The sequence below is a fragment of the Microbacterium salsuginis genome (assembly GCF_012524205.1).
GTDB lineage: Bacteria > Actinomycetota > Actinomycetes > Actinomycetales > Microbacteriaceae > Microbacterium > Microbacterium salsuginis.
The window spans coordinates 934,003-946,023 of the sequence record NZ_JABACI010000001.1; the positions used below are offsets into that span (position 1 = coordinate 934,003).

Here is a 12,021-nt window from a genome sequence, read left to right on the forward strand (position 1 = left end):
CGATTTCACGCGACTTCGCTGTCTGCGGACGTCCTCTGCTGCAGAAATCCGCGTTCGATGAAGGGTTGCACATTTCGTTCCCCTCTGTCTAATGTACTTATCGAAACGCTTCGCGGAAGCGCTTCGATACTGAAACCGGTGTCGGTTTCCACACAGCAATCACATGTCGAGGGAGATGTGCATATGAAGCGACGGGCCCTTCTGGGAACGACGATCGCGATCGCCGCGCTGGCGATTTCGGGCTGCGCGGGCGGTGGGAGCGGGTCGGAAGGCGACGGTCCCATCACGCTCGAATACTGGGCATGGGGCACGTCGCAGAAGCCTCTCGTCGACGCGTGGAACGCGTCGCACCCCGACATCCAGGTGAAGCACACCGATGCCGGCGGCGGCACGGACTCGTCGGCGAAACTCGTCACCGCGACGCGGGCCGGCAACGCACCCGATGTCGCTCTGGTCGAGTACAACACCCTGCCGGCGATGATCGTCGCCGGCGTGGCCGCCGACATCAGCGACGCGGTGGGCGACCTCGAGGAGGAGTACGCCCCGGGCGTGTGGAGCCAGGCGACGTTCGACGGCGCAAGCTACGGCGTGCCGCAGGATGCCGGCCCCCAGGCCCTGACGTACAACAAGGCCCGGTTCGACGAGCTCGGCATCGCCGTTCCGACGACGTGGGCCGAGTTCGCGGACGCCGCGGCGGCGGTGCGCGCCGCAGACCCCGACGCCTACATCACGACGTTCGCGCCGGCCGAGTTCGGCGGCTTCGCCGGTCTCGCGCAGCAGGCCGGCGCCGAGTGGTGGACGGTCGACGGCGACGCGTGGACCGTGGGATTCGATGACGAGGCTTCGGTCGCCGTCGCGGTCTACTGGCAGGACCTGATCGATCGCGATCTCGTGAAGGCCGAGCCCTTGCTCACGCCGGAGTGGAACGCTCAGCTCAACGAGGGGAACATCCTCTCGTGGCCGGCGGGCCTGTGGGCGGCCGGCGTGATCAACGGCGTCGCCGCCGACATGGCGGGCCAGTGGGCCATGGCGCCCCTTCCCCAGTGGACCGAGGGCGACTCGGCCGTGGCCTTCCAGGGCGGTTCGGCCGCGGTCGTCACCACCTCGACGGAGCATCCGGAGGCAGCGGCGGAGTTCGCCGCATGGATCGGCGCGTCCGAAGAGGCATCCGCCATCCAGATCGAAGAGGGCCAGTACCCCGCGTCGCTCGCCGGCCAGCAGCTCACGCTCGACAGCGAGCCGCCCGCGCTGATGTCCAGCCAGACCGACTACTGGGAGATCGCAGCGCAGATCGCCGCCGACACCATCCCCGAGATCACGTGGGGCCCGAACGTCAACGTGGCCTCCAGCGCGTTCCAGGACGCGATGTCGGCCGCGGTGACGAACGGCACGCCGCTGCGTGATGCCCTCACCGAGACCGAAGAGGTCGTCGTGGAAGACATGGAGACGTCGGGCTTCACGGTCGAAACCCGCTGACCTGTGCGGATGCCGGCGGCACCGGCCGCCGGCATCCGCGTCTTCCACCGATCCCTAAGGAGAGCATCGCCGTGACCGCCGAACCCGGCATCCGTCCCGCGGCTCGTCGCCTGCCGCGCTGGGCCGCCCCGTACGCGTTCCTCATGCCCGCGGGCGTGCTGTTCATCGCGTTCCTCGCGATTCCGATCGCTTACGCGATCTACCTGAGCTTCCGCGGCTTGCGCGTCACCGGCAGCGGACCCTTCGGCGTGCGCGAAGAGACATGGGTCGGCCTGGACAACTACATCCGGACCTTCACCGACCCCGAGTTCCTCGCGGGATTCGGCCGGCTGGCCATCTACGGCCTGATCGCGATCCCGCTCACGCTCGGTCTCGCCCTGCTCTTCGCGCTGCTCCTGGATCTGCCCGGAGTGCGCGCGGCGCGGTTCTCGCGCACGACGATCTTCATCCCCTATGCGGTGCCGGGGGTCATCGCCTCGCTGCTGTGGGGCTTCCTCTACCTGCCCTCGACGAGTCCGCTCAACTGGATCCTGAATCAGTTCGGCCTTCCCGATCTGGTCGTCCTCAGTGGCGCCTCGCTCTATCCGTCGGTGGCGAACATCGCGATCTGGGGCGGGATCGGCTTCAACATGATCATCATCTACACGTCGCTCCGCGGCATTCCGAGCGAGATCTACGAGGCCGCGCGGATCGACGGCGCGAGCGAGTGGAACATCGCGTGGCGCATCAAGATCCCGCTGGTCGCGCCGGCCCTGGTGCTGACCGGCCTGTTCGCACTCATCGGCACCCTGCAGGTCTACGGCGAGCCGCAGACGCTCCGCCCGATGACCAACGAGATCTCGCAGACCTGGGTGCCGCTCATGAAGATCTACCGCGACGCCTTCACCCGCGATGACCTGTCCCTCGCCGCGGCCTCGTCGGTCGTGCTGGCGCTGGGCACGCTGCTGCTGTCCGTTCTTCTGCTGCGTGCGACGCAGAAGAGCGCGTTCGGAGGAAACGAATGACCACCGCCGTCGCCCCCGTGCGCACCAGCCGCGTCTCGGTCGAGTCGAGCATCGCTCCGAAGCGGCGCCGGCCCCGGGCGTTCATCGCCACGGCGGTGCTGATCCTCGGCGCCGTCTACTGCCTCATCCCCGTGCTGTGGGTGCTCACCGCGTCGACGAAGTCGAACACCGAGCTCTTCACGACGTTCACCTTCGTACCGGGTACCGGTCTGCTCGACAACCTGTCGGACCTGTTCAGCTACGGCGGCGGCCTGTTCGGCCTGTGGGCGATGAACAGCCTGATCTTCGCGGGGGTGGGCGCCGCGCTCTCCACCCTCATCTCCACGATGGCCGGGTTCGCGCTCGCAAAGTACGAGTTCCCGGGGCGGCAGGTGTGGTTCTACGCGATCCTCGCCGGCGTGCTGCTGCCGGGCATCACACTCGCCATCCCGCAGTACCTGCTGATGTCTCAGGTCGGACTCGCGGGAACGTACTGGTCGGTGCTGCTGCCCGTGCTGATCTCCCCGTTCGGCATCTTCCTGGCCCGCGTCTACGCCGCTTCCGCGGTGCCTTCCGAGACGATGGAGGCCGCGCGCATCGACGGTGCGGGCGACTGGCGCATCTTCCGGTCGATCGTGCTCCCGATGATGGTGCCCGGCATGGTCACGATCTTCCTGCTGCAATTCGTCGGGATCTGGAACAACTTCCTGCTGCCGTTCATCATGCTCTCGGACGAGCAGATGTATCCGTTGACAGTCGGGCTCTACACCCTGCTGTCGAAGGGGTCCGGCACGCCGTCGCTCTACAGCCTGGCGATCATCGGCGCCGCGGTGTCGATCATCCCCCTGATCATCATGATGCTGGTCCTTCAGCGCTACTGGCGACTCGACCTCGTCAGCGGCGGCCTGAAAGGATGACGCCGGCCAGACCGTCCCCGATGCCGATTCCGAGCCACCCAGGAGACTCCCGCACCATGTCGAACCCGCCTTTCAGCCCTGGCCGTCTGCTCTTCGGCGGCGACTACAACCCTGAGCAGTGGCCGCGCGAGGTGTGGGCCGAGGACATCGCGCTGATGAAGCGGGCGAAGGTCAACACCGTCACGATCGGCGTCTTCTCATGGGCCGCCCTGGAGCCGCGCGAAGGTGAGTTCGATGCGTCCTGGCTCGACGACATCATCGCGATGCTCACGGATGCCGGAATCGGATTCTTCCTGGCGACGCCCACAGCATCTCCGCCGCCGTGGTTCACCGTCGCGCACCCTGACGCGCTTCCGCTCCGGGCGGACGGCACCCCTGTGCTTCACGGATCGCGAGACACCTACGCGATCAGCGCGCCCGCGTACCGCAGCGCGGCTCGACGCGTCGCCCGGTTCCTGGCGGACCGCTATGGCCGCCACACAGGCCTGCGCGGCTGGCACATCCACAACGAGTACGGGACGATCGACCACGGCCCGCATGCTGCGCGGGCATTCCGCGTGTGGCTCCAGGAGAAGTACGGCACGCTCGATGAGCTGAACGCCGCCTGGTACACCGCGTTCTGGTCGCAGCGGTACGGGAGCTGGGACGAGATCCTTCCGCCGCAGCAGACGCAGTACCTGCACAACCCCGCACAGCTGGTCGACTTCAAGCGCTTCTGCTCCGACGAGATGCTCGCGGCCTTCCGTGAGCAGGTGGACGAGATCCGATCGACCGGCTCGCCCGCGCCGATGACCACGAACTTCATGTTGCCGACGTGGAACCACCTCGAGCAGTGGGCGTGGAGCGACGCCCAGGATTTCGTCTCGGTCGACCACTACCTCGACACTCCCGGACCGGACGGTGAGACCCACGTGGCCTATGGCTCGGACCTGACCCGCTCGTGGGCGGGCGGACCGTGGGTGCTGATGGAGCAGAACGCGACCGGCATCCGCGTGGGTGATCGCACGTTCGTCAAAGAGACGGACCGCATGATCCGCAACTCGATCGGTTACATCGCGCGCGGCTCGCAGAGCTCACTCTTCTTCCAGTGGCGCGCGGGCGCGGCGGGGTCCGAGGTCTGGCACGGCGCCATGGTGCCGCACGCCGGCGGGGATTCCCGCAGCTTTGAGGCGATCGTCCGCCTGGGTGAGATGCTCGAGCAGATCGGCGAAGTCGCGGAGCCCCCCGCTGACGGGCGTGTCCTGGAGGCCGAGATCGGGATCGTGTGGCACGCGGAGGGGTGGTGGTCGCTCGAGACCCCCCACCTGCCCACCGATGCGCTCGACTACGCCGACGAGGTGCGCGCGACGCATCGCTCCTTCTGGCGGGCAGGCCTCCCGGTCGACTTCGTCCGCCCGGGCGCCGACGCAGGCCGGTATCGACTCCTGGTCGTGCCCGCGCTGTACGCGATGCATCCCGACACCGCGGCCTGGCTCGCCGAGTACGCCGCCTCCGGCGGGCACGTCGTCATCTCCTTCTTCACCGGGGTCGCCGACCCGTCGCAGCAGGTGGTGCGCGGCGGTTATCCAGGCATGCTGCGCGATCTCCTCGGCATCCGGGTGGAAGAGATCCGCCCCCTCGCCGACGACGAGCGGATCGCACTGTCGGGCGGCGTGGAAGGCGAGCTGTGGAGCGAGCGAGTCCATCTGGAGGGCGCAGACGCCGTGGCGACCTACGCCTCCGGTCCGCTCGCAGGGTCTCCCGCGATCACCCGTCGCAGTCACGGCGCGGGGACCGCCACCTACATCTCCACGCGGCTGACGCAGCCGGCGCGCGATGCCCTCCTCGCAGAACTCGCCTCGGCGCGCGGCATCCGTCCCACCGTGCCCGGAGCGATCGCGCTCGGGGTCGAGGCGGTCCGTCGGCGCGGTGCGGCGTCGGACTACCTCTTCCTCCTCCACCATGGCGATGCGCCTGTGCGTGTCCAAGGACGCGGCACCGATCTCATCAGCGGCGCCGCGGACGCGTTCACGCTCGCCGCGGGAGAGGTCGCAGTCATCCGCGAGATCCGCTCGGAGTGGCAGATCACGCCGGCGGAGGCCGGTTGACACCTGGGGCCACCGCTGGGGCGTCGCGGCGAGCGAGCAATCTGTCACATTGCGTCATCATCGGGCCGCAGCATCCGTGCGATTTGACGCATTCAGACCCATTCCGTCATAATCGGCCACATGACTGACAACGCACGCTCTCTGTCCGCCTGGGAGGCGAACGGGACTGCCGGCATGATGATGGCCGGTGGCGTCGTCATGTGTTGTCGAATGTGCCACTAGCACGGTGACCCCCGCCGGACGCCTCCCCCGTTTCTGAACACGGTCGAGGCTGTCCCCCGAAGCACCGGGACCGCGCGTCGATCACGCACGCCCGCTGTCGCTTCGCACATAAGCCCACCGTCGGGCACCGGCCTTCCTCGGGCCCCGGCCGATCCTGGCCGCAGCACATCCGAACCCGCACTCGCACACCGGGTTCCTCCCGCAAGGACCATCATCATGTCGACCACCGCCCTCCTCGACCGCCCCGCCGATACCGCCCGCCACCTGCGCGCCGTCAACCACCCCGCCCGCGTCGAAGCACCCGCGGCGCCGACGCCCGAGCCGGCCCAGCCTGCCGGCCGCAACCTTCCCGCCGGCACCGCCCCTCGCGGCTTCGCGCTCTACGTCGGCCTCGACGAGGCCAAGGCCGCGGCCGCGGGCGTCAACCTCGGCGTGCTCGTCGACGCACTCCGCCGCACCATCGCAGAGCTCGCGCCCGCTGCCGAGACCTACGCCACCGTGGCCCTCGCTCCGGTGGGCGCCGGCGGCCGCGATGTCGACGTCGTCCGGCTCGCGCTGCACGAGCCGTCGGCGATCGCCCGCACCAAGCAGGACGAGCCCGAGGACGAGGACCGCAATGCCGGCGGGGTCGTCGTCGACATCTCGCGCAAGCGCGTGCTGATCGACGGCGAGTCCGCCGCGTTCACCTTCAAGGAGTTCGAGCTGCTGCAGTACCTCGTGCTGCGCGAGGGCCGCACCATCGAGCGCACCGAACTCGTCACGTCGCTGTGGCAGGGCGCGACCGAGGAGGAGGCACCGGGCGAGCGCACGATCGATGTGCACGTGCGGCGACTGCGGGCCAAGCTCGGCCGCTACGAGGACATCGTGCGCACCGTGCGCGGCGTCGGCTACCGCTTCGACCGCCACGCCGACGTCGTGATCCGCTACGGCCACGGCACCCCGTCGCCCGACCGCTTCTGATCCGCGCGCATCCAGGCGCCCCGAGACGGAGATGTCGGGAGGCGGCGCGTAGGGTGAGGGCATGACGACGTCGCTCTCGCGCATTCCTCGGACGAGGGATGCCGCGGCGTACGCCGAACGCTCACGCAGGGGTGCGCGCGACCCGAGACCCGACCACGGCCGACCGCTCGAGACCGAGTACCGGCCGCGGCATCCGCTGGATCTTCGACGCACGGTGCTGTATCAGCGCCACGGCGCCGGCGACCCCACGATGTCCGTCTCGGGGTCGGTGATCTGGTGGGCGAGCCGGACGCCGATGGGCATCGCGACCCTCGCGATCCGCGAGACCCACCCCGGCGTCATCCGCGGAGCGGCGTGGGGTCCCGGGCGTGAATGGGCGCTGAGCATGCTCCCGGCCCTGTGCGGAGCCGACGACGAGCCTGGCGACTTCGACGCTTCGCGGCATCCGCTCATCGCCGACGCGCACCGCCGCAACCCGGGGATCCGGCTCTCACGCACCGATCTGGTGTTCGACGCGCTCGTCAGCGCGATCTTCGAGCAGAAGGTCACGGGCATGCAGGCGTTCGGTGCGTGGCGTCGCATCGTGACGTGGTGCGGCGAGCGCGCCCCCGGCCCGACGCCCACGCCGATGTTCGCACCGCCGACGATCGAGGGCTGGCAGCACGTGCCGTCGTGGGCCTGGCATCGGGCAGGACTCGAGCCCCCGCAGTCCCAGACCGTGGTGCGCGCGGCGCGACGGGGTGACTCGCTCGTTCGCGCGCTGCACGCCGCCGAAGACGGCGAGGCCGTGGACCGCGTGCTGATCAGCCAGCCGGGGATCGGCCCCTGGACCTCGGCCGAGACGCGCATCCGGGCGTTCGGAGATCCCGATGCGGTCAGCGTCGGCGACTACCACCTCGCCCACGAGGTCGGCTATGCGCTGACGGGTCGCCGCGTGGACGACGACGGGATGCTGCAGCTCCTGGCACCGTGGGCGGGTCACCGTCAGCGGGTGATCCGGCTGATCGGCGCGAGCGGCATCCATGAGCCACGGCGCGGTCCGCGCCTGCACCCGGAAGACCACCGCACGCGCTGATCTTCGCCGTCGACCGGCGTTCCTTCGCCGGTCATGCGGGGAGCGTTGCGGATGTCGGAGGCCCGGAGAACACTGGGTCGGGCCACGCGGCCGGGCGCGGCATCCATCTTCTACGTCCAGGAGTTCACTATGCCCAGCCTCAACCCGTACCTGTCCTTCAAGAACGAGGCCCGCGAGGCCATGACCTTCTACCAGAGCGTGTTCGGGGGCGACCTCGACGTCAACACGTTCGGCGAGTACGAGGGCATGGTGCAGGACCCCGCCGAGAACGACCTCATCATGCACGCCCAGCTCACCAGTCCCGACGGCTTCGTGCTGATGGGGGCGGACACGCCCTCGGGGATGGAGTATCAGAAGCCCGCCGGCATCTCGGTGTCCGTCAGCGGCGACGACGAGACGTCGCTGCAGGGCTACTGGGACAAGCTCGCCGACGGCGGGACGATCGTCATGCCGCTGGACACCCCGCCGTGGGGTGGAAAGTTCGGGATGCTGACCGACAAGTTCGGCATCGACTGGATGATCTCGATCGACCCGGCGCAGGACTGACGCGGCCTGTCCGGTGCGATGGGCGAGCCTGTCGCACCGGACGCAGCCGCGGCTCAGGCGTAGCGGCTGTCGTCGATCGGTGAGGGTGCCGGGCCGAGTGCCTCCAGCTCTGCCCACAGCTCCTCCGGGATCGGAGTCGCCGCGAGCTCGTCCAGCTGTGCGCGGCGACCGGGAGACGCGACCCCGACGACGGTCGAATCGACCAGCGGCGACCGCAGTGAGTAGTGCAGCGCGACTGCCGGCAGCGAGACGCCGTGAGCGACGCAGATCTTCTCGAGTCGCTCCACCCACGCGATGAGCTCCGGCGTCGCGGGACGGTAGTCGTAGATCGCGCCCTCGCGGGGCCCCGTGACGAGGATGCCCGAGCCGAAGGGTGCCGCGTTGAAGACCGTCATCCCGCGCTCCTGCGCGTCGGCGAACACCACCCCGGCGGACTGGTCCACCACCGTGAAGCGGTTGTGGATCAGCACCGCGTCGAACACTCCGGTGCCGACGTAGCGGGCCATCAGCGGCACGGGCGCGGCAGCCACGCCGATGCCGTCGACGCGACCCGATTCTCGAAGCTCGACCAGCGCCTCCACTGCGCCGCCCGGGCCCATCGCCTCTTCGAAGGTCACCGTGTAGGGGTCGTGCAGGTGCAGCAGCGGGAGGCGGTCCACGCCCAGCCGCGTGATCGTCTCCTCGAACGAGCGCATCACGCGCTCGCGGCCGAAGGCCCCGGTCTCGGGGTCGGCGTCGACCTTCGAGATGACCCGGGTCGCGGCATCCGGTCCGATGCGGGCGATCGCGAGACCCAGGACCGCCTCAGAGCGGCCCCCGGAGTAGTTGTTCGAGGTGTCGGCGAAACCGTGGCTGCTGCTGAGGAGGTCGATGGCGATCGCCACCGCGGCCTCTTCTTCGGGCGAACCGGGTTCGGTGTTGCGGCCGAGGCCGGAGGTTCCGAGGGTGAGCGGGCTGACGTTGAGGGCCATGACATCCGTTTCGTATCGCGCGGTCGGTGCCTCCAACCTACCGATCGCCCCGGGGCCCCGTAGGCTGTGGCCATGGCATCGAGGGGCAGAGGCTGGACCCGGGGGCACTCCGGCTGGGCAGCCGGAACAGCGCTCATGTTCACGCTCGGGATCGTCTTCGGACTGATCTGGGGGAACGTGCTGCTCGGGGTGGTGCTGGCGGCTGCGGTATCGATCGGGTGGCTCATGGCGTACGAGTCGTGGCGAGGGCGCAACGTCGGCCTCGAGAACCGCGACGACGACGGCGCCCAGATCTGACGCGGGCGACCCTACACAACACGCCCGGAGCGTCGTATCGTGGCCGCCAGGAGGTGGTCCGCATGCAGACACGTGTGGGCGACCGCGTGATCATCCACGGGCGAGTCGTCGGTGCGGCCGAACGCGCCGGCGAGGTCGTCGAGGTCCGCGGAAGCGAGGCGAATCCGCTGCTGGTCGTACGTTACGACGACGGCCATGAGGCGATCCTGTCACCCGGGAGCGACTGCGAGATCCGGCACGCTCCCTGAGGCCGGCGTCGAGTCCGCGGTACGTCCGGCACCGAGCCGGCGCCGGCGCCCGGACCGACCGGCTCAGCCGAGCAGCTCGGGCCGCACGAACTCCTCGCCGCGGACGTGCTCGGCGAGGAAGGCGAAGACGGTCTCGTACCAGACGACCGCGTGCTGGGGCTTGAGCACCCAGTGGTTCTCGTCGGGGAAGTACAGGAAACGGTGCGGCATCCGCCCGTCCTCGTCGGCGTGGTGCTCGGCGAGCTCGGACCACAGCCGGAGGCCCTCGCCGATCGGCACGCGGTAGTCCTTGTCGCCGTGGACCACGAGAAGCGGCGTGCGGATGTCGCGCACGAACCGGTGCGGTGAGTGCTCGAGCATCGCCTCGGGCGTGAAGATCCGCTGCCAGTAGTCCGATCCATCGGTCGTGCCGGCGAACTGGTCGAGCGCCCACAGGCTCGCGTGCGTGACGATCGCGCGGAACCGATCGGTGTGACCGGCGACCCAGTTGGCCATGTAGCCGCCGAACGATCCGCCCATCGCCGCGGTCCGCGTCTGGTCGATGTCGTCGCGCTCGGTCACCGCGTCGGTGATCGACAGCAGGTCGGTGTAGGGCTTGTCTCCCCAGCTGTTCCAGCCTCGGGCGATGAAGTCCAGCCCGTATCCGGTCGACAGCGCCGGGTCCGGCAGCAGCACCGCGTAGCCCTGCGCGACCGCCAGCAGCGGCGCCCATCGCCAGCTCCAGGCGTTCCAGCTGTTCAGCGGACCGCCGTGGATCCAGAGCAGGAGCGGGGCCGGGGCATCCGCCGACGCGCCATCGGGAAGCAGCAGCCACCCGCGTACGCGCGCGCCGTCTTCGGCGGTCGTCTCGACCTCGGTGATCGTGCCGGGCGCGGTGGGCGCAGGCGCCGGAGTGACCAGCGGGGTGACGGCACCGTCGCGTGCGATGCGCACCGGATGCGGCGGCACGACCCACGACGAACGCAGAGCCACGAGTGCCCCGCTCGTGCGGTCGACCGCGACGTGCGAGTACGCGAAGTCGTCGTGGGTGAGCTGCGCGGGCGTCGATCCGTCCAGTGGGATGCGGAAGACCGGCCCGCGCCCGTCCGAATCCGCCGTCGCGATCAGCGCCGAGTCATCCGCGTCGAAGACGAACGAGCTCGGCCAGCGGTCCCAGCCCTCGGCGATCCGGCGCGCCGCCGCGCCGTCGAGGTCGGCGACCCACAGCTCGTAGTCGGTCGGGCCCTGCGGCGTGCTCTTCTCGGTGCGCAGATACGCCAGACGCGTTCCGTCGTGGCTGATCGCCGGCATCTCGTAGTCGACGCCTCCCTCGTCGAAGAGCGTCTGCTGCTCGCCGGTCGCGGTGTCGATGCGCACGATCACGCGCCGGCCGCTGCGCTGCTCGTGTCGTTCGAGTGACACCACGAGCGTCGCACCGTCCGGCGTCAGCGCCGCCTCGGCATGGTCGGCCGAGCGGCCCGGCTGCGGCGTCAGGTCGCGCGGGCGAGGCAGCGTCGCGGGATAGGGCTCGTGATGGGACGCCGCAGCCTCCGATGCCGGAGCGGCATCGGCATCCGCCGCATCCTCCTCCGCAGTCTCTGCGACCACCGCCGCGATCGTGTCGGCGAGGTCGTCGAGGTCCAGTGCGAGCAGGTGCGGCTGGGAGGGGCCGAGGTCGTGGTCCCAGTACCGCACGGGGTAGGCGTCGTGCAGGATGGCCGACACCTTCTTCTCCTTGCGCCGTGCGCGCAGGGCGGCGTCGGCCTCGAGGGAGTCGGAAGCGGGAAGGAGGGATGCCGCGATCACGACCCGCTCGCTGGCTTCGGCGGTGGCGGCGATGCCGTCGACGCCCCCGGCCAAGCGGGTCGCGGGGCGCGCCTCGCCACCGGCGGCCGGAAGCACCCACAGCTGCCCGGACTCCTCGTCGCCGTCTCCGTCGGCGCGGGCGGAGACGAACAGCAGGTCGCCGTCGGCGGTGAAGGCCGCGCCGCTCTCGCCCTTCGCGGAGCGGGTGAGACGCCGCGGTGCGCCGCTGCCGTCGGCGGGCACCGCCCACAGTGACCGCTCGTAGCCGGTCGCGTCCTTCTTCAAGGCGGCGACGGTGAGAACGGCGGACCGGCCATCCGGCGACAGCGCCAGCGCCTCCACTCGCGGAAGCGCGATGTATTCGGTGAGCGCGTGGAACGGAGTGGAGTCGGAAGGGGTCGCCATGGCTCCACGCTAACCGAGGGCCTGCGGCATCCGCGGCACCTCCTGGGCA

The 12,021-nt window shown here is 69.8% G+C and carries 11 protein-coding genes; 9 read left to right on the forward strand and 2 right to left on the reverse strand.

All coding sequences use genetic code 11. The features are described from left to right. The first annotated feature begins 183 nt into the window (after nt 1-183). The 7 genes from HF576_RS04555 to HF576_RS04585 all read left to right on the forward strand — a co-directional run bounded on the left by HF576_RS04555 (nt 184) and on the right by HF576_RS04585 (nt 8,266). Nucleotides 184-1,476, forward strand: coding sequence for an ABC transporter substrate-binding protein (locus HF576_RS04555; RefSeq protein ID WP_205834718.1), 1,293 nt, complete (start codon nt 184-186; stop codon nt 1,474-1,476). Nucleotides 1,477-1,547: 71 nt separating this feature from the next. Beyond that, nucleotides 1,548-2,480, forward strand: coding sequence for an ABC transporter permease subunit (locus tag HF576_RS04560; RefSeq protein WP_168911550.1), 933 nt, complete (start codon nt 1,548-1,550; stop codon nt 2,478-2,480). Then, nucleotides 2,477-3,376: a carbohydrate ABC transporter permease gene (locus HF576_RS04565; RefSeq protein WP_168911551.1), complete on the forward strand. Its 900-nt coding sequence runs from the start codon at nt 2,477-2,479 to the stop codon at nt 3,374-3,376. Before HF576_RS04560 ends, HF576_RS04565 begins: the two co-directional genes overlap by 4 nt. 56 nt (nt 3,377-3,432) lie before the next feature. Beyond that, on the forward strand, nt 3,433-5,463 hold the full coding sequence (locus HF576_RS04570) for a beta-galactosidase (protein ID WP_168911552.1): 2,031 nt from the start codon (nt 3,433-3,435) through the stop codon (nt 5,461-5,463). A 438-nt stretch (nt 5,464-5,901) separates the two neighbouring features. Then, nucleotides 5,902-6,645, forward strand: coding sequence for a winged helix-turn-helix domain-containing protein (locus tag HF576_RS04575; RefSeq protein WP_168911553.1), 744 nt, complete (start codon nt 5,902-5,904; stop codon nt 6,643-6,645). A 61-nt stretch (nt 6,646-6,706) separates the two neighbouring features. Beyond that, the gene (locus HF576_RS04580) at nt 6,707-7,720 is read left to right on the forward strand and encodes a DNA-3-methyladenine glycosylase family protein (RefSeq protein WP_205834720.1); all 1,014 of its coding nucleotides are present in this window, start codon (nt 6,707-6,709) and stop codon (nt 7,718-7,720) included. A gap of 129 nt (nt 7,721-7,849) precedes the next feature. Next, nucleotides 7,850-8,266, forward strand: a complete 417-nt coding sequence (locus tag HF576_RS04585; protein ID WP_168911554.1) for a VOC family protein — start codon at nt 7,850-7,852, stop codon at nt 8,264-8,266. A 53-nt stretch (nt 8,267-8,319) separates the two neighbouring features. On the opposite strand, the gene HF576_RS04590 is transcribed toward HF576_RS04585, so the two are convergent. Then, nucleotides 8,320-9,237, reverse strand: a complete 918-nt coding sequence (locus HF576_RS04590) for an aldo/keto reductase (protein ID WP_168911555.1) — start codon at nt 9,235-9,237, stop codon at nt 8,320-8,322. A 72-nt stretch (nt 9,238-9,309) separates the two neighbouring features. Between HF576_RS04590 and HF576_RS04595 the strand changes: the two genes are divergently transcribed. Together HF576_RS04595 and HF576_RS04600 are read left to right on the forward strand one after the other, a co-directional pair. After that, nucleotides 9,310-9,534: a hypothetical protein gene (locus HF576_RS04595; RefSeq protein ID WP_168911556.1), complete on the forward strand. Its 225-nt coding sequence runs from the start codon at nt 9,310-9,312 to the stop codon at nt 9,532-9,534. Nucleotides 9,535-9,596: 62 nt separating this feature from the next. Then, the gene (locus tag HF576_RS04600) at nt 9,597-9,782 is read left to right on the forward strand and encodes a DUF1918 domain-containing protein (RefSeq protein ID WP_168911557.1); all 186 of its coding nucleotides are present in this window, start codon (nt 9,597-9,599) and stop codon (nt 9,780-9,782) included. Nucleotides 9,783-9,845: 63 nt separating this feature from the next. Here the strand turns inward: HF576_RS04600 and HF576_RS04605 are convergent, their stop codons facing one another. Beyond that, nucleotides 9,846-11,972: a S9 family peptidase gene (locus HF576_RS04605; protein WP_168911558.1), complete on the reverse strand. Its 2,127-nt coding sequence runs from the start codon at nt 11,970-11,972 to the stop codon at nt 9,846-9,848. Nucleotides 11,973-12,021: the final 49 nt, after the last annotated feature.